This is a genomic window from Streptomyces sp. NPDC002845, assembly GCF_053591955.1.
Window position 1 is genome coordinate 19,026 of record NZ_JBSFUU010000074.1, and the last position, 20,784, is coordinate 39,809.

At 64.4% G+C, this 20,784-nt stretch carries 11 protein-coding genes and 1 pseudogene; 1 reads left to right on the forward strand and 11 read right to left on the reverse strand.

The genetic code is table 11. The features are described 5' to 3' along the window. Positions 1-7 precede the first annotated feature (7 nt). The 8 genes from ACWD3C_RS37170 to ACWD3C_RS37205 all read right to left on the reverse strand — a co-directional run bounded on the left by ACWD3C_RS37170 (position 8) and on the right by ACWD3C_RS37205 (position 11,969). Complete coding sequence (locus ACWD3C_RS37170; protein WP_451151129.1) at positions 8-2,020, reverse strand: NB-ARC domain-containing protein; 2,013 nt, start codon at positions 2,018-2,020, stop codon at positions 8-10. A gap of 161 nt (positions 2,021-2,181) precedes the next feature. Continuing rightward, a complete protein-coding gene (locus tag ACWD3C_RS37175; protein ID WP_451151131.1) occupies positions 2,182-2,502 on the reverse strand; it encodes a hypothetical protein in 321 nt (106 codons plus the stop codon). Between the two features lie 177 nt (positions 2,503-2,679). After that, entirely contained in the window at positions 2,680-3,219 is a 540-nt protein-coding gene (locus tag ACWD3C_RS37180; protein WP_451151133.1) for a hypothetical protein, read from the reverse strand. Beyond that, on the reverse strand, positions 3,216-4,319 hold the full coding sequence (locus ACWD3C_RS37185) for an ImmA/IrrE family metallo-endopeptidase (RefSeq protein WP_451151135.1): 1,104 nt from the start codon (positions 4,317-4,319) through the stop codon (positions 3,216-3,218). Before ACWD3C_RS37185 ends, ACWD3C_RS37180 begins: the two co-directional genes overlap by 4 nt. Positions 4,320-4,463: 144 nt before the next feature. After that, on the reverse strand, positions 4,464-5,204 hold the full coding sequence (gene drmC / locus ACWD3C_RS37190) for a DISARM system phospholipase D-like protein DrmC (RefSeq protein ID WP_451151137.1): 741 nt from the start codon (positions 5,202-5,204) through the stop codon (positions 4,464-4,466). Beyond that, complete coding sequence (gene drmB, locus ACWD3C_RS37195) at positions 5,197-7,221, reverse strand: DrmB family protein (RefSeq protein WP_451151139.1); 2,025 nt, start codon at positions 7,219-7,221, stop codon at positions 5,197-5,199. Before drmB ends, drmC begins: the two co-directional genes overlap by 8 nt. Further along, the gene (drmA, locus tag ACWD3C_RS37200; protein WP_451151141.1) at positions 7,218-10,856 is read right to left on the reverse strand and encodes a DISARM system helicase DrmA; all 3,639 of its coding nucleotides are present in this window, start codon (positions 10,854-10,856) and stop codon (positions 7,218-7,220) included. The genes drmB and drmA overlap by 4 nt, the downstream gene beginning before the upstream one ends. Before the next feature lie 327 nt (positions 10,857-11,183). Beyond that, complete coding sequence (locus ACWD3C_RS37205; protein ID WP_451151143.1) at positions 11,184-11,969, reverse strand: tyrosine-type recombinase/integrase; 786 nt, start codon at positions 11,967-11,969, stop codon at positions 11,184-11,186. Between the two features lie 68 nt (positions 11,970-12,037). Between ACWD3C_RS37205 and ACWD3C_RS37210 the strand changes: the two genes are divergently transcribed. Then, positions 12,038-12,748 (forward strand): type IIL restriction-modification enzyme MmeI, encoded by a 711-nt coding sequence (locus ACWD3C_RS37210; protein ID WP_451151145.1) that lies wholly within the window; start codon positions 12,038-12,040, stop codon positions 12,746-12,748. Between the two features lie 18 nt (positions 12,749-12,766). Here the strand turns inward: ACWD3C_RS37210 and ACWD3C_RS37215 are convergent, their stop codons facing one another. From ACWD3C_RS37215 to ACWD3C_RS37225, 3 genes and pseudogenes are all read right to left on the reverse strand, one after another. Beyond that, a complete protein-coding gene (locus ACWD3C_RS37215; RefSeq protein ID WP_451151147.1) occupies positions 12,767-16,783 on the reverse strand; it encodes an Eco57I restriction-modification methylase domain-containing protein in 4,017 nt (1,338 codons plus the stop codon). Continuing rightward, entirely contained in the window at positions 16,780-19,992 is a 3,213-nt protein-coding gene (gene drmD, locus ACWD3C_RS37220; protein WP_451151149.1) for a DISARM system SNF2-like helicase DrmD, read from the reverse strand. Before drmD ends, ACWD3C_RS37215 begins: the two co-directional genes overlap by 4 nt. Positions 19,993-20,360: 368 nt before the next feature. Continuing rightward, positions 20,361-20,731: pseudogene (locus ACWD3C_RS37225) on the reverse strand (6-pyruvoyl trahydropterin synthase family protein). Between the last annotated feature and the right edge of the window lie 53 nt (positions 20,732-20,784).

A 20,784-nucleotide genomic window follows, 5' to 3' on the forward strand; every position in this document is an offset into this window, starting at 1 on the left:
TAAGCGGTCAGCCGATTCCGTCCAGCAGATCGAGTCGTTCCCGCAGTTTGGCCGCCTCCAGGCTTCCGCCTGTCTTGTAGATCTCGTAGGCCTGGCGGAGATGCTCCCGTACGGTCTCCAGGGCTCCGCCGGTGCGCTGAATGATGTCAGCGAGCAGGACCAGGGCCTGCGCCTCGTAGTGGCTCGCCTTCGTCTCACGCAACGCGTCTGCTGCCTCGCCGAGCACGCGCATCGCCGTGTCCTGGTCGTCCAGATGGTCATGGACGGCCCCGATCGCAGCCAGTGCCCTGGCAGCCATCCGCTTGTCGTTGCGGGCCAGCAGGTCGTGGTGGGCCCGGCGGAGTGTGTCCAGTGCCTGCTCGTGGTGGCCGGCGGCGTCCTGCGCACAGCCGAGGAAGTAGGTAGCAATGGCCACCCCTCGCCATTCCCCGGCTTCGATGTTGAGCTCGACGGACTGCCGGTACGCCTCCACCGCACGGGCGGCGTCGAAGCGGTCCCAGTAGCGTCCGAAGAACTCCTGCACAGAAGCCTGCAGTGCGGTGTGCCCCGACACCTCGGCGCAGGCGACTGCCTTCTCCAGCTCTGCCCGTGCCCTCTCGTACCGTTCAAGGTCCATGAGCGGCCTCGACAATAGGCTGCGCAACCGGCCCTCCGCGGCTGGCACCACTGCCTTGGCCGCTGCCGTCACGCCCAGTTCCAGGGACTCTGTCCATTCCTCCAGATACCTGCGGTGCAGGAACAGGACCGTGAAGCATTCCGCCAGTTGCCATACGTACGCGTGGAGCCCGAGCCGTGACGCATCCCGTAGAACGGCCAGGATATTGGCGCACTCGGCTTCCAGCCAGGCCAGCGGATCCGGTCCGCCGTCCATGGCGAAGGGGTCTGGCACACCTCGCTGGAGGCCCGCCAAGTCCCCGATCCTGAGCCGGTCCTCTCTGATGGAACGGTCGGCGAAAGCAGTGAGGGCCAAGTAGTGGGTGGCCACGCGCTCCACCACGGCCAGCTGGCCGACCTCAGGGTCCTGCGCGGCTGCTCCGGTCGCGCGCTCGCGTGCGTGGAGGCGCACTAGGTCGTGCAAGCGGAAGCGGCCATCTTCGGTCACATCAACAAGACTGGCTTCCTCCAGGACCTCCAAAAGCCCATCTGTCTGTGCCGTGTCGAGATGCGCAGCAACAGCAGCCGTGCCGGCGTCGAAGGTACGGCCCGAGATCCAGCCCAGGGCTTGGTACAGGCGCGCTGCATCGAGCGGGAGTGCCCGGTAAACGAGCTCGAGCGCTGCGGCCACGGAGTGTTCTCCTCGCAGAGACAGCCCTCGCAGGCGTCGGGATTCATCGGCCAGTTCCTCGGCGAGTCGGCTCATCGTGATCCGCTTGCTGTTCAGGAAGCGAGCCGCCACCAGGTGCAGCGCCTTCGGCAGGCCCGCACAGAACACGACGAGTCGTTCGGCAGCGTCACGCTCCGCCTCCACAGCCTCTTCACCACACCGTTGTGCCAGCAACCGAAGCCCACTGTCCATGCCCAACGGTTCGAGGTACAGCGGGCGGGCGCCGTCCAGACTCAGCTCCCCCAGCCTGATGTTGCTGGTAACCAGCAGCACGCTACCGGGCCCTTTCGGCACCAGCGGCAGCACCTGGGCAGGCTCGTCGACATCGTCGAGCACGACGAGGATCCGGCGGCCGGCAGAGCGGGTCCGGAAGAGCGCGGTCAGGTCCTCAAGGGACTTCGGCAAGAACGCGTCGCGTACCCCGAGGCTCTTCAGGCACGCTGTGACCGCTGCCGACACGGCGCCACCCTTCTTCCGACGCAGTTTGGCGTAGTCAATGAAGAGCTGTCCGTCCGGAAAGCGGTCCTGCACCGTGCCAGCCCACCGGCAGACCAGCGTGGTCTTGCCGACACCGGGCATGCCGGAGACCACGCTGAAGCCGATGCCGGAGGAATCAGGCGTGGCATCGGCCAGACCCGAGTCCAGGAACGACAGCGCATCCGTGTGGTTGACGTACCGCCCGGGCAGCGGTGGCATCTGATCAGGACGGGACAGCGGATCATCGAGCGGTGCCGAATGGACGTGGAACGTGATGCCGCCATGGACCTCCCGGGCCTGAACGACCGGTCCGTCGACGTTCCCGGACAGCTCGTTCCTGACCTGCGATCCTCGGGGCACGCCCTCAGGACCCTCGCTCCTCACTGTCCTCCAGCCCCCTGCTCGGGCGAAACTCGTTCGGGACTGCCGAAGGTCAGGCCAGAGAAGTGCTGCCCCTGGATGACCGGGCCGTTCTGCACGCCCCCGCTGATGCTGTTGTGCACGGAAGCGCCGTGTTTATCATCGATACTCGGTTCCAACTCGGCGAGCAAACTCCGCAGTTCTTCGGCAGCTTGGGGGTCGGCCTGCAGAACGCGACGCAGTCGCGTCCGCCATTCGGCCTCGATGTCCGCTCCGGCGAGTTCGTCCTGGGCAGCACGAGCTGCCACGAGTTCCTGTTGAGACCGTCCCAGTTCCTCCACAGCGAGTCCCTCGCCCCCACCACGTGCGAAGAATCGAGCGACTCGATCCCTCGCCTGTGTCCAGGTCTCCGAAACCATCAGCCCGACAAGTGTCGTGGCCCCGGATACTGCAAGAGCTGTCAACTCAGCTTCCACAGAGTCACTCCCCCATGAGTACGGACTTCGGCACGAAATTCGTTACGGCTTCAGATCTGAGACAGAGTCAGGCAGCCGCGGGCGACGATTTACATCCCACATCTGCTTCATCAGATCGAAGCCATCCTGGGCCGAGATGTGCCCGTCGCCGACCGCAAGACGAACCATGTCGACCGTCTCCGCAGTCGTGATGCCCTGTCGCTGGGCGTAGCGCAGGGACTCCCGGTCGTCCGAGATCCACCAGGAGCCGGCGAAATCGTCCCAGTTCTTGATGATGTAGAGCGTTTCGGCCTCACCAAGGTGCTGGAGGAGCCTCTCGGGAGTACCGCCGAACACGGCGCTCCGCTCATCGAAAACCTTGTCGATGTCCTCTGCAGTCGTGATCCGGATGGCCTCTCCCAGCCACCCCTGCCGTTCGAGGCTGCTCAAAGCAGGGATCCATCTCGCCGAGCTCTGGGCCTCGTTGGCGACGGCGGCCGTCCATCTACCTCGGCCGTCTAAGGCTGCACGCAAGAGATCAAGGCGGTCGACAGCGGCGAAGTTGCACAGGACCGTATTGTCAGGGAAGAGGAACTCGCTCATGACTCACCACCGGCTGCCTGTTCCTCGAGCCTGCGGCTGAGCTCGTCGACATCCACCCCGATCAGGCTGGCGTACGGTCGAAGCGTGGCCCGGCCAGCATCGTAGGCCGCGCGCGTATCACGTAGAAGTGGGCCTGGGAGCCTACGCGTTGTCGATTCGGCTGATCGCCGCTCGAACTCCTTACCCCGGCCGATGAGGTCAGCCGCCTCCTTGGCAGACATGCGCTTGTAGCGGTCGCAGGTACCTGCGTCGATGATTCGTAGGCGAAGCAGCCGGTAGGCGAGCGCTTCGGGTGTCACCATCAGCCGACTGGCCAGGGCAGCGTGATCAGCTTGGGTCAGGCTGCCACGGCGCGCGATGTCTTCTCGTAGGAGAGGTTCTGGCATGAGGAACGCGGATGCGAAGGCGTTGGCACGTTGTTCGCTCGGCGCCTTCTTCTGGGCCGGGTCGAAGATGTCTCGGTCGAGGTGGACTTCTTGATCGTCCTCAGCAAGAAGGTGCCCCAGTTCATGGGCGAGCGTGAAGCGCTGACGCGCCGGATTCGAGGTGGTGGCCAGGAGAATCAGCTTGGCTTCGCTGGTTGCCGTGGCAAGGCCATCGAAACCTTCACCAAGTTCCTCGACAGCCACTTCGACACCGAAGACCTCTTCGAGGACCTCCGCCAGATCGCCGTCCCATGCCGAACGGCCCGCGCCGACTACTGCAACGTGGGCCTTGCGGGCCAGCCTCTCTCCTTGGTCGGAGTAGCTTCCCTCGCTCAGACTCACGGATACAGGCTGCCAGGGCAGGGGATAACCGATGCCTGCCAGGTCCGCACGCCGCGAGGTGTACCGGCGGGCCGCTGCAACGGCCTCACCGGCCTGCCCTGTGGTCGTCCTGCCCGCCACTGCCAGTGGAGGCTCTGCACCGGTGATCAGCCACTTCACGGAGACATCGCACACCTGCGCGATGCGCGCGACTTCCACGGTCGAGAACCCTCGTGGACCGTCGAGGGAATCGGTGAGCTGGGTTTCGGCCAAGCCGATCTGCTGAGCGAAGTCAGCGCGGCTCATACCTGACTTCTCAATCAGGCTCAGGACTCGGTCGGGAATGCTGGACACCGCTAGGACAGTAGTCGGCTCGTTGCGCACTGCACAAGGAGTGACAGCAGGTGCTGTGATGTTTCAAGTCACCTGATGAGCAGGGTTTTTGACTCACCGACTGACCCTCAGCAGCAGCTGCAGAACCCCTGGGCTTCTACCGGCCTACCCCTCCTGTACTCGTTCGTACAGGATTCCCTCCACTTCACGCATCTCGCGCTCGACGGTCTCCGTGAGATTCGCGTTGTCGATCACGACTCCAAACTCGACGTTGCTGTTCTCCGCGCTCCAAGAGAAGTTCGCGCTGGTCACCAGGAGCAGGTGGTGATCGATGGCAAGGAACTTGGCGTGATTGCGGACGTACGTGCCGTCGAACGTCTTGGTGCGCCACACCTCGGCCGGCTTGAGATGCTGGCCGACCTCGGAGGTCGTCGGCGCTCGGACGACACCTGGGTCGTCTGCCGCACGGGTGTCGAGGTAAACCCGTACGGCGACTTCGGAGCGCTGTGCGACGTCCTGGAGAGCGGTCCACAAGCCAGAAGTTCGCTGGAAGTTGAAGGTGGAGCAGGTCACCGCAAGGCGCGCGTTGGCGATCAGATAGGGCACGGACGTAGTGAGTGGCCCGCTCCGGGCGAGGTGACCAGGCATCGTCCACAATGGTGTGAGCGTGGTCGGTAGCGTCCGTGCCCCCTCTATCGCCCGGAGCAGGGCAATGCGCTGGGCCTCCACCCCAGGGCCTCCGCCAGCCGCCGCCAGGAATCTCCTCGCCTCAACTCGTCGGGCTGGGGCAACCGCTTTGAGGGCAGCGGTGAGCGTGTCGCCGTCCGCGAGCCTGTCTGCGACGCCCTTGGCCTCACTGCGAGTGAGGAGTCTGCCCAGGAGCAGAGCAGCCTGGGCGTCACTCATCGGCTGAGAAGTATCCGAGGTTGCTGCCGGGCAGGTCGATCAGGAAGCGACGGTCGAGGAACCGGTTCGCCCGTTCGCAGGAGGTCTCCGAGGCCATGACGCAGCAGTGGCAGGCGGCGCCGTGGAGAAAGTCCTCCGGGGGCTGCGGGGTGCGCATTGCGCAGATTGGGTCGGAGGAGCAGCGCTGTGCCTTGCGCAGGGCGTCGGCTACGACGCGCTGCAGCCGCTCAGGATCGCTGAGCTGAACGAGGCCGCCCAGGGTTCCGTCGCTGTCGGAGGCCGTGGTGCAGATGAGCAAGCCAGCCGCGGGCTCCCGGTTTTCGGCGGGCCAGGCATACAAGCGCTCGCTGAGGCTGGCAGCCGAATAGCCGCAGCTGAGGGCGAGTTCTCGGATCAGAGTGTGGGCAAAGGTGTGGATCAGCCAGTAACGCGGGGGCTTGAGCCTGCTGTTGGCTTTGACCTTCTCGGCAGTCTCCGAGAAGCGACGGTTGAAGTTCCGCTCATGGGCTGCGCGATGAGCCTCCCATATGTCGGACTTGAGGATGCGCTCCTCCCAGGCGGTGACGGAGTCCTCGTCGAGCTGCAGGAAGAGGCCCTCGCCGCGGTCCTCGGTCGCCACTGTCCACGAGGGACGGCGGGTTCTGGTGAGGGGTGCCAAGCGGCTCTGCAGGTCTCCGGCGCGGTCCATGGCATCGATCCGTGTGAACCCGACGAGCGCATTGACCTTACGGAGCTTCTCCACGGCGAGGACACGGGTGATCTCTGGCCTGAGCTCGGGGCCGCGTTGCCTCGTGGCCAGCGTGAGACCGCTCTTGGGGTCTTCAACTCGAGAACCATTGATATCGAGCAGCAGGTAGCGCCATTCGGGCACGAGCAGGTCGACCGGGTCCCAGTCACTGAACCGTTCCGCGTGCTCCTCCTCCGTGGGCTGGGGAGCACAGGCAGCCTCGACCACTGCAGCGAGTTCGGAATCCGACAGTCCAGTGACGTCCACCCGATCCACGAGCAAGTCCCGAATCATGTCGAGATGATCCCGATACTTGACGAGGCGCTCCCCCAGTGTGGTGCGGATCCGATCGGCCAGGTCACTTTCCTGCTCTTGCTGAGACTCCGGCATGACAATGATCGAGTAGGTGGCGGGAAACCACAGGTTGGAGGCACCCACCAGCATCAGGCGCGTCTGGTGCCGACAGCCCCGGTGATCGAAGGCATCCAGGTGCGGATGACGCCCGCGACACTTCGGCAGCTTCTTCTTGCCGGCCTCGCCCTGGGCCTCGTTCATCGGCCTGCGCATCCCACAGGACTCACAGCGGATGACGGCCGAGGCGCCTTTACCAACGGTGTGGTCGGTCATCTTGAGGACCGGAAGCTCTGCATTGGCGCACTGCTGGCCGTGGTGAACCCACAGGTCGTACGGGAACTCGTCCAGGTGCCCGTCGGCGCACGCCAGGAGGTAGCGCGCGGGCACTGCGGGGCGGCGCATCGGCCGTCTGTTCCGGTTGCCGGAACGGCCCGTGCACTTCGTGTGCTCGAACGTGGCCAGGTCTGTACGGAATGGATGAGTGTTCTTGTAGTCAAACTGCGAGAGCTTTCCCAGCAGGTCACAACCCGTGCACCGCAACCACTGCGGAAAGACCCGGGCCGGCACTCCGAGGTCATTGCCCTCAGCAGACCGGCTGTGCTTCTTCGGTTGCCAAGGGTGTGGCCGGAGCTCCACGTCGTTCGACCTGAGCGCCATCCGTACGACGCCCTTCAGCCTCGGTGCGTGGATGACCGGTGGCAGCGAATCGCGTCTGCGCCAGATGCGTTCCCAGTCATCAAGACCGGTGGACATGATCGTGAACTGCGGAAGGTCCATGATCGAACCGGGGCCGTAGGTGTACAGAAGGGAGGAAGGCCTGGCCGAGCCGACCTTGGCCCGGTTGTGCTTGGCCTGGCGCTCCGCTTCCTCATCCAGGTCGCCCAGCGGGTCGACCGCCCTGTTCGCGTCGTAGACGAAGCGACCGTCGTCAGTCACGAGCTCTCCTCCCGCATCTCCCACTGGGGCGCAGTCATGGGCTCGATATACACGAGTCGTTCCTTGATAGGGCTGACCAGCAGGTTGATCTCGGGCTGTACTTCGCGCATCGAGTTGGGAACGACGAACGGCGGAGCGTCCTGGCTGTAACGGCCGGCCTTGGCATCCTCGGCGCTCATCATGAGCGCCTCGTGCTGAGAGTCGTCGAGTACCTTCTCGTAGACCAGCGACTTGCGGTTGACCATGAGATGGCTGCGGCGCTTGCTCCACTGGTCGAGTCGGTTAGTCAATAGCTCCCATGCCCGTTCGGCCGCGGCCTCGTCCCCGGCCTTGGCAATCCTCCGTGCCAGCGCGTCAACGAGATCCACAGCGAATTGGCGCTCGGTCTCGATCCGGTCGGCTCCGGACTCCGGGGACAGGCTCTGCGTCCGGACCGCTTGGCGAACGCGGGCCGCGCTGACCAGAACACCGTCCAGGCCACGCTCGAGCGACGTCACCGAGAACGGGGTGACGGACAGTGCTTCGACCTGGGCGTAGAACGTCTCGTGGTAGTGGCGGAATTGTTCGAAGTGCGCCAGGTCTCGGGGCCTGGCCCAGTTGCCGAGCGCCACGACCAGTCCGGGGCGGTCTCCGTCACGGCCGACACGCGAGGAGGCCTGGATGTACTCGGCGGTGTTCTTCGGCTGACCGACCACCAGCATCAGTCCGAGCCTGGTTACGTCCACACCAACCTGGAGCATGGAGGTCGCGAGCACGACGTCGTACGGGTTCACGTCCCTCTCGGGTGTACGGGCCTTGTTGTCTCTCAGGGCACGCAAGTTCCGTTTTCCGGCGGTGGAGTCGAAGTCGGGATCGAACCTGACGGCCATCCGGTCAAGGGTGGAGGTGATGTCCGCGCTGGCCACGCGGGAGGTCAGCTCAGCGACATGCAAGGCACCGAAGTTGGTGCCTGTACGGCTGGGCAGCCTGGACCAGGGGCGGCGCTTGGCAAGTGCCGTCTGGATGTCGTCGCCCATGTACCGGGCCATACCGGCCAGTTCCCGGGTCGCGCTGAAGTAGCCGACCAGGGTCATGTACGGATCCGCGGATTTGCCCGAGCGGTCAAGCAGCAACTGGCCGCCTGCCATGAGAACTTCGGCAACGCGGATCTCGGCCGTGGTGAGCCGTACGCCGGTCGTGCTGATCCCGATGTAGCGGCGTCCGGGAGCCTCTTTCGAGACATCGATCTCCTTGGAGAAGAAGGTGTTACCGGCGTCGAGAACCTGCGGCGGGAAGATGGTGGTGCCCCGCCCGTACAGTGCCGTCACCTGATCCGCAGCATTGCGGGCAGTCGCCGTGGAAGCGACCAGCAGAGGGCGCACAGGACGTCCGTCCTCGGTCTGCCAGTGCGTCATCACGTCGATTGCCACTTCAAACAGGCCGACCGTCGTACCGAGAGCTCCGGTGATCAGGTGCAGCTCGTCCTGGATGATCAGGTCCGGGGGCCGCAGTCGGGGCACAGAGTGCACTGAGGCGGCCGGCATGCCGTCCTTCTTCGGATGCTTGCTGCCGTCCTTGATCGAGCACTGTGAGTAGTCGGGGTGGACGAAGTCGTGTCGCTCGCAGCGCCGCGAAACGTACCCGAACAGCGAGGCTGCCTCTCCCTCACGAGCCAGGCGGGCGAACTTGTCCACTGTCGCGATCACGAAGGCAGGGACGAGGCGGTAGATCTCTTCGTCGACGGTCAGGACAGGCAGCCCTTCGTCGATCTCCCCACCGTCCGCGAAGGGGCAGTCCGCGAGCTCATCACCGCAGTACACATACACCCGGCGTCGGGCCTCATCGGCCCGGACGTTCCGCGCCTCGATGGGAGTACCGCACCAGGGGCAGCGCTGAACCTGCAGCACCGTCAGGCGAAAGCCATGCCCCTGATTGGCCCTCTCCAGCTGTTTGGCGGCCTCGTCATATCGCTTGGGGCTCACGTCCGTGCCGACCCACAACCCGATCCGGAACGGCTCATCGCCCCAGATCTCCGGTTCCTGCATACGTGCCCGTTCCGCCGCGCACACCAGAGCGGTGGCTCGCTGGAACTGTTGAGCGGTGAGCAGCCGAAGCGTGTATCGCATCAGCACAGCCACGCCGGAACGGCCGTCCAGTGGACCATCAAAGGCGTCCACTATGCCTTGGCGCCGCCGCACGGCAAAGGTGTACGCGGCGAGTCCTAGGTATGCCTCTGTCTTGCCACCACCGGTCGGGAAGAACAGCAGCTGGGCGTTGGCAAGGTCACTTGATCTCTTGTCGGCTGCCGGGTCGAACAGCAGCGGCAACTGCATCAAGATGAAGGCGATCTGGAAGGTTCGCCAGGAGTGAGCTCTGACGCCCTCGGCTTCAATGATCGCGCTGATGGCCTCGTCGATGGTCTCCCGGCTCTCCTCGCTCTGTCCGGCGCGCCGCTGAGCCACCTGGGACTGAACGCGCTGGTCAGCCATCACTCGGTTCATGAATCGGAAGCAGCGCAAGGCTTCAGCAGAGTTCTCCCCGTCGGCCAGCAGGAACTCCAGGCCCTCCCTGAGCTGCTTCTGTACCTGGCGTGCGTCGGCGACGGCTTCAAGCCCTTCCGGGCTCAGGTGGTCCGGGAGCTCACGAGCACGCTGCTCCTCGGCGTCCAGCCAGGTGGCATAGCCCTCGACGATGGGCTCCAGACCAGCACGCAGTTCAGCTGGGGTTGCCACTTCCAGCGCCCGCATGTCGAGCATGGCAGAGCTGATTTCCTCGGCTGCTGTCTGCGGTGTCTCGGCAACCGGCAGCCACGAAGTCCGGACCTCGGAGGCACGGCGAGTGCCCTTGACTTCCGTCCAGTCCACCGAGCACGTCCGCCCCACCGCGAACTCCAGTCGGTTCCTGTACTGCAGCCGCAGTCGACGCATCTCGTCGTCCTGCTCCTCGTGGGTGTCCAGGAGTACGTCGTTCACCGGCAAGAACACGGGTGCCCCGTCCAACGCCCTGGCGGTCAGCTGTGTCTGGTAGAGCCACGCTTCCACTGGAATCTGGCGTGGAGTCTCTTTGTCATTGCACAGGGCGATCTCGATCAGACGACAGCCCCGTTCGCCGTCGTCATAGCGGTCCACGCGCAGGAGGACCTGGTCCTTCAACACGTACGTCTTGGTCTGAGACGGCGTAAGGTCTGCGATCTTGATCGTCGTGCTGAAGCGGTGCGGAATACGCTGGTACCGACGAAGGCGCGACGCTGGTTCGTCGCCCTCACCCTGCTTCTCCTTCACGGGCTCATACGTCCCGAACTCGGTGACCACCGTGAACGCATCCACGTCCTCCGGGATCTGGCAGCGCAGCCCCATCGACGCCGGAATCATCAGCCCGCGCTTCTGCGGCTGGTCGTCCACGTCGTCTTCCTCCGAAGACGCGCTGCTGTCGTCGACTGCGGTCAGCGGGATGCCCCGGCTCTCAGCCGCATCGACAGCATCTCCGACATCGGTGGCGGCATCGTCGGAATCTGTCTGGGTCGGGTTGGCTTCGCCGGCCGTGAGACGCTCCGGGGCGATACGGCCGACCAGGTACGCGGAGTCAGGAGCACCTTCGATGATCTCTTCGGGGCCGTCAGCCGGACCGAGGAGTTCACGCCTCAGGATGTCGACCATGTTCTCCCGGACAGTCCAGGACCGCCCGTCCGGTTCGAAGTCGAGCGAGTAGGACGGCTCGTGCGGAGGGTGGGGGACACTCACTTGGCATACTCCTCGCCCAGGCTCGTCCGCAGCCTGTCAAAAGCCGTCCGAGGTGGTTCCTGCGCCGCATAGCGGGCCCGGCTGCAGCGTACTGCAGCGCCTCCGGCCACCTTCGTGAACGTCACAGCCGCACCCCTACCTCTTCGTGATCACTGCGACTGACGCTACCGGGTCGCACTGACAGTCGAACCCCGATCGCGCATGTACTTCACTCGCCCTCGCAGCCGCGCAGCACATCGGCCATCACACGTGAAGGGCACCGGGAAGATCCCGGACGACCTCCTGGAACCGATCATCAGCAACTGCTGCGTAACCGGCTGTGGTCGCAGGGGATGCATGCCGCATGAGCCTCTGAGTCATCAAGAGATCTTGCCCGGAAGCCCGGTAGACGGCGGTCCCGAAGCGGTGACGAAGCTGGTGATAGCGCATCTTCATCCCCATCGCTTTGGCCACCCGCGAGATGGAGCGCGAGACCTTCTCAGGACGAAGATCGGGCCAGAACCGCCCATTGCTCTGACGGTTGAGCGCAGCGAGCACAACAGGGGGCACCGGGACCACGTCGGTCCGCCCTCCCTTGCCCACTACGCGCAGAAGTGTCTGCCCGTCACTGCTGTCATGCAGATCCTCGGCAGCCAGCTTGGCCGTCTCATGCGCACGAAGCCCGCAGTAGGCTCCGAGTAGCACCCACGCACGGTGATCAGGTTGAGCCGTGGAGCCCAGCAAATCCTTGAGGTCTCGCTCCGCAATGGGATCCGGGGTGGCACGGGGAGCCGGCGGTTTCCGGATTCCTTCAATGAGGTTACTACCGAGCCACTTGCCAAAAGACGCCAGATGGTTGAGGTAGGTACGCCGGGTCCAGTTCGTAAGCGCACGAGTCGAGAAATACGCCTGAACATGCTCAGGACGGATCGCGTCAGCTGCCAAGCCTGAATACTTCGCGATCGCCTTGATGCAGTTCACTCGAGCACGGATGGTGTTGGCAGCGTAGCCATCCGCACGCTGAGCCGCTACATACCTCTCGATCACCATGCCGCAATCCTTGACCGATCACAGGTCGATTATTCCTCGAACTTGGCCCACCCATCCAGTCGGACAATGTGCCGATTCCGTTTCCCGAAGTATTCGACATCGTCGAGCGCCTCGTGAAGCCTGTACGCGCCAAGAACAGCAGAGCGGCCCGCCGCGAACGATGGTGGCAGTTCGCTGAGCGCGCGCCGAAGCTATACGAGGCAGTTCAAGGGATCGACCGTGTCCTGGTGGTAGCGCTCGTCAGCAAGACAGCCATGCCCTGCTCCGTGCCGACTGGCCAGGTCTTCTCGCATATGCTGGGAGTTTTCGCGGAGGGTCACGCGGGACTTGCACTCCTTAGCAGCAATATCCACTACCTGTGGGCCAGCGCTTGGGGATCCAGCCTAAAGGGAGACCTGCGGTACACACCGTCGGATGTCTACGAGACATTCCCTCAACCTGACTCATCAGCGATGAAGAATCTAACTGACCTGGGGCGCCTCCTCAGTGAGACAAGATCTGCGACAATGCTCGACCTCGACCTCGGCTTGACGAAGCTGTACAGCAAATTTCATGACCCTACAGCAAGAGAAAGGGAGGTAATTGAGCTGAGAAATATTCATACTCAAGTGGATCAAGCTGCAGCGGGCGCGTACGGCTGGAATGGTCTCGACCTGGAATACGTATTCCAAAAGACCAAGGGCGGGTCGCGTCGAACCTTTAGTGAGTCCACTCAGACAGAGATCCTCGATCGTCTACTAGAGTTGAACCATGAGCGCAGCGAGGTGGCGGAGAGATAGCGTGCTGATGCCGTGGGGTTACGCTGACGACACAGCGCCCTCCTTTTCTGACCCATGTCGACTATGATTAAGCTCCAGAAGGCGATTGAGAATTTCAACCTGTACGTCTGGGGCGAGAGTGTGGCGCTGCCCCTGCCTCGATGTATGGAAATTATGTGCAGTATCTAGATCTGGCCAACCGTAAGACTCTGCGACCGCATAGTCGATGTTTTCATGAATGTTCCGCAGTCGCTGAATGTCACTGTCGATTACGGAGCTGTCGTGAATCGCATTATATAGCTTAGTCAGCCCTTCGTTACGGTCTCGCATTATCTCAATTCGGGTCTTCTCAAGGTGATCCCCTAGATTTCGAAGGGTGACGTCTCCCGATTCCGGTCGAGGCAGCGTCTCGAAAACGTCGGACGGGGCATACTGGAGGTCCGCTTTCAGGGTGGCTGAGTAGTTCCAAGCCCAAAGCACATGGAACGTAGAGTCAAGGAATGTGAGCATCTCCAGTTGATCGGTTGGGAATACGACAATCTTCTCGTTCATAACCTGTCCCGTTGGCACCATTGCAGGCATCGCCGTTCGACTTACGCGTGCTACCACCAGGACTCGGTCCAGTCCCGAGATTGCTTTGATCATTGCCGGACGCTTCTCCGCATACTGCCACCAATAGTCGCGGTAGACTTTGCGATTATTCGACATCCTCACAGGCTTCACGAGGCGCTCGACGATGTCGAATACTTCGGGGTAGCTCCGGGCCTGCTCCTCGGACCAGTCGTGGAAGTTGATCACCCAGCGGCTCGCCGAGCAGTCGGGCCGGGAGTTGAGGTCCTCGCCGTTCAGGTAGGGGAAGAGGACGTCCTTGTTACGGGAATCGTGCTCGATGAGTTCTTGGGCCTGCTCGGGCGTGAGGATGAAACCCTTGCCGAGTACGTTGGAACCCTGGAAGGACCTGCCTCGGTTGGCGACCAGCCGGAACGGCCTACCCGAGACTCGGGACTTTCGGTCGAGGGAGGAGGTGATGCCGGATACCTCCTCACCATCCAGGACACGAATCGCCTCTGGCGCGAGCGGTCCCTTACTGGTCCACACCGCGCAGTACTCCAGCGCCGCCGAGGCAGACGGCCAGGGCGCGCTCTTGACAGCCCTTCGGATATCCACGCCGCTTTCCGTGATGCGGTCGAGCCCCACTTCCCGCGTATCGCCCTGAGCGAGCGTGTTGGTGGCGATGAGGCCGGTGTATCCACGAGCCGCGAGAAGCTGGTGCGCCCGGAGAGTGAAGTAGGCGACGAGGTCCGCGCTTCCCTTGCGACCGTTCGCGAGCACGGAGACGAACCAGTCGCGGACGTTTGTTCCCATGGTTCCAGTGAGCTTCTGGCCGCCCAGGAACGGTGGGTTGCCGATGATCGCGTCGAACCCGCCTCGCTCCATGACGTCCGGCACTGCGAGGATCCAGTGCAACGGCTTCCAGCGCGCGTAGTCGGTCTCTACTGTGGGGGTGAGGCCTGCGGCGAGGATGCCGTCGAGCATGGTGCGGTTGGACCTACCACCTTCCTCCGCGGGGTGGGCCAGGCTGACCGCGAAGCGGAGGTTTTCGTATGCCTCGGTTAGTGCCTTGCCCGGCTTGCCTCCGACGCGTAGGCCGGCCGCGATTACACCGTCGGCGACGTCTGTGAGCTGTCGGGTCAGGTCTTGATACTCGCGCCACTGCCGTCGCTTGGTGGTGGCTGAACGCTGTGGGTCATCGACGTTGATCTCGCTCGCGAGACTTTGGCGCAGCCTCGACGCCCGGGTGAGTACGCCGTCGATGTCAAGGTGCCGGATCGCCCTTGCACCCTCATCGAGGTCGAAGAGGGGGGTCGCCGCACCCTTGCCCGGAGTGATGTGAAGCGCGCGGATCTGCTCCGCGTCCGTGAGTCCGAGTAGAGAGTTGCCGTGAAGCACCTTGTCGTCGACGAACGAGAACGGAAGTTTCGGGTCGAGGGAGACCAACCAGAGCGACAGCTTGCACATCTCTACGGCCATGCCGTTGATGTCCGCGCCGTAAAGGCACCTCGCGACAACTTTCCTTATCGCGCGGACATGCAGGTCATGTGCATTCCCGGTGGCCACATGATCACGGCGCCATGCCTCAACGAGCCTGGCGGCCAGGTACCGGGCTGCAGCGACCAGGAACGCGCCTGATCCGCACGCGATGTCTGCGATCTTGAGATCGAGGATCTCGTCCGAGGAGACCAGCTGCCAGGTGTCCTGATTGGCCGTCTGCTGGGGGCCGGGCGAATAGACGAGTGGTTCCAGAGCATGGCGAACCACCTCTTCGGCGAGCGAGCGGGGTGTGTAGTGCGCGCCGGCCGAGGCACGTGAGGGGGTCTCAACGAGAAGCACACCGCCAGGCTCAGCCACAAGGGGCCGGTTTCGCAGGTCTCTGCGGATGATGCCGATGAACGGGCGCAGTCTCTCGCGCAGGTGTTCGTCATCGGTGAGGTCGCGCAGGGCGTTTTCTGTGTCGTCAAGGGTGTCACCAGCCTTGAGCGCCTTGGTGAGAGCGGCCTTCGTCGGAGGCTTGGCGGCGGGCTGGTTCTCTTTGACCCATGCCAGGACGGCTTCCGCGAGAGCGACCTCGTCGGATGCTGCCTCGGCGAGCTCCTCGAGTGTGGCGAGCGGGACCTCGGGTTCGGAGCCTGCCCGGCCAGCGAGCCCGACGATGACCTCGTCCACGTTCTCGCAGGAGTATCCGAGCAATCCCTCGTAGATGTAGCCGATCTGTTCGACGTCGATGTCTCGGAAGGAGATGCGGCGGGCGCCACCGGCCAGCTGAGCGATCTGAACGGCGCGCAGCACTTCGTGCATCACGCGGTCGCTGACGGTGATGGCGAGGGCGCCCTGGGAGTCGCGAGCGGTGAGGAAGGGGAAGCGGGAGGGGTCGAAGAGCGAGCCGCCGTACTCGGGCAGGCGCAGATCCTCGAAGGTGGCGCCCTGGTAGAGGGCCTGGGATGTGGCCAGGAGGCGGTGCCAGGTGAGGTAGGTGGCGTCGAGGGCCTGGTCACCTTCCTCGTTCTGCCGGGCGTCTAGCTGGTCCAGTTCGTCGCTGACGCCGTACCCCATCGCGAACAGCTCGTTCTCGGGGAGTAGGCCTCGTTCCTCCGCGAAGAGGAGGAAGACGACGCGCATCATTACGGTGACGGCTGCCTCGTAAACCTCGCCACGGCGGTCGGGGAGCGGGTCGGGTTCGCCGCCGCGTACTGCGTCAAGGCCGCCTTCCGACAGAGCCTGCACGATGAGTTCGACGGCGCGTCGAACCTGGGTACCGAGCGCCTCGGTGATTTTCTCCGCAGCGGTGACGGATTCACCGAACAGTTCGGTGAGACGGTCGGCCGGTTTGCCGCCGACCAAGCGCCGGCGTTGGAGGAGTTCGATGAAGGCATTGCGGGTTTGAGGCTCCGAGATCCAGTCCTGGGCGTCCACGATTCCGGAGGCGACCATGGTCTGCGGGCGGGCGCTGACGATCGCCCACCAGCGACCGTCGGTGACGATGCCGATGGGGATCTCGGAGGCGCGCAGCAGCTCCTCCATGCGGTCGATCGGGCTCGCGGACCAGCCATCGGTAAGCGGATCACGTAGGGAGTCGACGGGGTCGGTGACCAGGACAAGCGCACCCGTCGTCTCGCCTTCGACGAGGGCGCCGTCGGCACGGACGGTCACCGTGTAGTCGGGTGAGCGCACCTCGGCAGCGGCCGGCGCGGGGACGGTGTAGGAGTTGATCCAGCGCAGCCCTTGGCGCAGTACGAGGTCGACCCAGGTGTCCCGGGCCTCGCGGTACAGATCCAGGGCGGCCGTGTCTTCGCGGTGGGTGTCCCAGTTCTCCCATGCCTTCTCGAAGGCGGGTTTGGCGTCCTTGAGTGCGTCGAGGGCCCGGGGGTTCGGCTGGGGGATTCCCTGGGGCCAGACGCGTTCGAGGGCGGGCACGGCGAGGAACGGGCCGTCTGTGTCCACCAGTTCGAGCCAGCCGCGGTGCAAGCCGGCGGCAGTCGGGGGGTACTTGCGGCTCATGCCTCGACCATTCCGTTCCTCGCGTCGTCAGGGGTCAGTGCGAACACCACGGCGGCGGCCGAAACGTACGGCTTGATGTCGCTGTAGCGCTCCCGGATCGAGGCGATCTCGCGGGCCTCCTCGTTGTCCAAGCTCTCGAGGCGCTCGTTCATGTGGTTGAGGTCCCGGCGGCGCTGCTTCTGCTGGTCGTCGCTGAAGAGGACGTCCTCTTCCTCCGCACGGATGGCCCGCTCCAGCGCGTCGCGAGAGTCCCGCAGGTTGACTCGGAACGCGTCGAAGATCTCGCGAGCCCGCTTGATGTCTGTCTGTTCGCGGTCTTTCAGGGTTTGCGTGACCTTCTCCTGCAGAGTCTCGCTCTTGCGCTCCATCGCGCTCAGCAGACGGGGACGCAGTCGGGCTCCGTCGTCGTTCCAGAGGGCTGCGAGGTGGGCGCGTACCTGCTCGTCGGCCAGTTCCAGGTTGTCGGCGTCCAAGGTCTCATCCAGTACCTGTTCGACCTTGGCCTCGGCGAGCGCCCGCCCGCGCAGTCGAATGCCGGTGAGGAACACTTCCTCGTGCAGCCGCAGACCTCCGCGGCCGACCAGGACGAGCCGGGATACAGCGGCTACGCACGATTCCGTGAGCCCGGGCGTGACGACTGCGCTGACCCGGTTGATCTGCGAGTTCACGCTGAACAGAGCGCTGCGCAGGGTGCGGGTGGCGCGCTGCATCAGGGCATGGCCGAGGTGGATGTGGACGAGGTCAGTGCGTCCTTGTGCTGCCTTATCGTCGAAGGTGATCGGTCGCAGCACGCCTGGATCCAACCGTGTGTCCAGGCCTCGCAGGGCGAACTGCCATGATCGGCCCAGGTGGGGTACCTCGAAGACCTGCGCTTCGGTCCGGTCGTCACCGATTTCTTCCAGAGGCGGCTGGGCGTCCAGGGCGAGCGCGGTGTCCACTACGCGTCGGGCGTTGGCCGGTGTCAGGTGCATCGCCGTCTTGCGGTCGTCGTAGCTTCGGGCGAGTTCGGTGAGCTGGCGGTTCAGCCCGACGCCGCCGGCCAGTGCCTGGTTGATGACTTCGTTTCCATCGTCGGGCGGAGTGGGTCGCGCCTTACGGCTCCCGCCGGACGGGCTGAAGTGCTCCTGAACGTCGGAGTCGATGACCTGGTTGACCTTGCCCACGAGATCGTTGGTCGCCGTTCCCACCTTGGTGGCGATGATCCCCATGAACTGCATGTCCGCCGTATACGTCGTGGAGGTCGACTCGGGTACGAAGTGGTAGATCTCGGGACTCTGTGTCTGCCCGTACCGGTCGATCCGGCCGATCCGCTGTTCGAGGCGGGAAGGATTGAACGGGATATCGAAGTTGACCAGGCGGTAGCAGTGCGTCTGGAGGTCGATGCCCTCGCCCGCAGAATCAGTAGCGAGCAGGACGCGCACCGGATGCTTGTCGGGGCTCTCGGTGAACCGCGCCCGGATCTTCTCGCGCTCTTCAGCCGGGGTCGAGCCCTGGATCGTTTCGAACCTGTCCTTGTAACCACGCTGGCGCAGAACACCGGCGATCCAGTCGAGTGTGGCGGCGTACTCGGTGAAGACCACCACACGCTCGTTCGTCCAGAGTTTCCCGTCGGACGTACGGCAGTGGGCGTTGAGGAAGGAGATGAGGGCCTCAAGTCGGGAGTCCGGCTTGTGCTCGTAGCTCAGACCCCACTCGACCAGCGAGACGATCTCGCTCTCGGTGGCCGCGACCAACGCGTCCGAGCCCTTGGAGTGCCGAAGGGCTGTGAACTCCGGGTGGTCGGCGTCGCCTTCCTCCAAGTCCGACTGTCCGCTGCCCATGACCTCGGCGTAGTAGCCAGCGTCGTCGTCCAGGTCCAGCTGGCGGTCGCCTGGATCGGCTGCCTCGTACAGCTCCAGTGTCCGGGCGAACGACCAAGGGCTGGACAGGAAACGCTTCTTCAGCAGCATCGAGACGATGTCGCCGCCCTTGCCCTTTCCGTTGGCGCGGGCGCTCTCGGCAAGCAGCTGCTCCAGTCTCTCGAACTGTTTCTGCTCCTCCTGCGACGGCTCGAACTGAATCGTCTTGAGCTGGCGAGCCTTGAATCCCTTCTCCGGCAGTTCGCTCTTCAGGCGTCGTACTGCCACGTCGCGCAGCGCCTTCTCGTCGATGGTGGCGCCCCGGGTGAACCGGCGACTGTCGATCATCTCCAAGAGGGCCGTGAACGACTCCGAGTAGCCGTTGTGCGGCGTCGCGCTCAAGAACAGGCGGTGCTCACATGCCTCCGCCAGCCTCATCGTCGCCGTGGTGCGCTGGCTGTCCACCGCGTACCCGCGTTGTCCCGGAGCCGTTGTCGGACTGGCCGGCGCCACATGGTGCGCCTCGTCGACCACGAGCATGTCGAAGGCGAACCGCCGAGCAGTCGACGCGCTGCGCACATCAGCCATGACTTCACGCAGCAGACGCTGCGCCCGCAGCGACGGCAACCAGGCCATGCTCACAATGACGCGCGGGTACAGCCGGAACGGGTTCGCGTTCAGTCCGTGGCTGCGCTTGACCTTCGCCATCAGCGCGCTGTTGACGATCACGAATTCCAGGCCGAACTTCTCCCGCATCTCGTCCTGCCACTTCAACGCCAGGCTCGGCGGGCAGACGATGACGGCAGTCCGTGCCCGGTGGCGCAGCAACAACTCCTGCACGACCAGACCGGCTTCAATGGTCTTGCCCAAGCCCACGTCGTCAGCCAGCAGCAGGTTCGTTCGCGAAGACTGCAACGCCCTGCGCAACGGCTCCAGCTGGTACGCCTCAACGTTCGCACCACTACGGAAAGGAGCCTGGTACGAGTTGGCGTCCGCCGAGGTCACCGCGCCCCAGCGCACCGCGTCGACGAACGCGGCCAGCGTGTTCGGATCATCGAAGGCCTCGGGCCGTACGGTTTCCGGCAGCCCCTGATCCGGTTCGACAGTGTGGCCGAGCTCCAGCTCCCAGACCACGGTCAACTCCTGGCCGAGCCGGTCCTCGTCCAGCGACTGCAGGCTGACCGCGTGCGTCAGGCCCGGCACTCCCTCGTCGGCGGGACTCCGTGGCAGGCCTTGCCGACGCACGTCGGACACTGCCCAAGTGGAGCCACGGACCTTGACGACCTGCCCCGGCTCCGGGACTGGCGGCAGCGCCACCGTCCGCCTTGTTCCGCTCGTTGTTCCCTGCGGACGTTCCGTACCGGTCGCCACCTGACGAAACTCCTTCTTCGACGCCTCATACCCAGCCCCGTGATCCCCTCCGGTGGACCGTGTCACAGCGAGCGCCGCGAGCGCCAGGGAGATCACCGACGAACCAGTATCCCCGACGCTGGCGGGCGCCGGGAGAAGTCGCACAGAGCAGGCTTTACCGTTGAGCGGACGGGAGACCGGTATCGGCAGCCATGTGCTCGCCCATGGGGCGTATGGTGCCTCCGCCCAGCCGCCCGTCTGTGGCATGCACGAGCGCCGGTCCGCTTGAGATCGCCCTCTGCTTGCCCGGGCTTCTCGGCTGCATGAGCGTCGCATGGTGGACGCACGGCCACTGCCTCCGGCTCGCACCCGTCTCCGGTCGCGATGCCTCACTCCGAGGGTCGGTATTCCGCCCACGTCTTGGGCGTCTCGGAGATCTTGACCGCGGTCAGCTCAGGAAACCGCTCGATCCAGAGGTCGAAGATCCACGCGGCGAGGTTCTCTGCCGACGGCGAGATACCCCCCCCATCGCCTCATTCAGGTGGCGGTGATCGAGGGTGTCGTCCATCCATTTCTTGAAGGCATCGAGCTCGCGGTAGTCGCGGACGAAGCCTGCCTCGGTGAGGTCCTCGCGGCGGGCAGACAGTTCCAACACGACGACGTAGTTGTGCCCGTGCATGCGGGCGCAGGGGTGCCAGCTCGGCAGCCGGTCGAGGACGTGGCTGGCCGAGAAGTGGAACTCCTTGGTGATCGTCAGCATGACGGCTCCAGTCTGCCACCTGCTGTCAGAGCCCCTGGCTGGCCGTCCGCCCT

Excerpts from the sequence above, each read along its gene's own strand:
- drmC (WP_451151137.1), bottom strand. The coding sequence starts at position 5,204 with ATGAGTGACGCCCAGGCTGCTCTGCTCCTGGGCAGACTCCTCACTCGC.
- ACWD3C_RS37215 (WP_451151147.1), bottom strand. The coding sequence starts at position 16,783 with ATGAGCCGCAAGTACCCCCCGACTGCCGCCGGCTTGCACCGCGGCTGG.
- drmA (WP_451151141.1), bottom strand. The coding sequence starts at position 10,856 with ATGGTCGACATCCTGAGGCGTGAACTCCTCGGTCCGGCTGACGGCCCC.
- ACWD3C_RS37180 (WP_451151133.1), bottom strand. The coding sequence starts at position 3,219 with ATGAGCGAGTTCCTCTTCCCTGACAATACGGTCCTGTGCAACTTCGCC.
- ACWD3C_RS37170 (WP_451151129.1), bottom strand. The coding sequence starts at position 2,020 with ATGCCACCGCTGCCCGGGCGGTACGTCAACCACACGGATGCGCTGTCG.
- ACWD3C_RS37205 (WP_451151143.1), bottom strand. The coding sequence starts at position 11,969 with ATGGTGATCGAGAGGTATGTAGCGGCTCAGCGTGCGGATGGCTACGCT.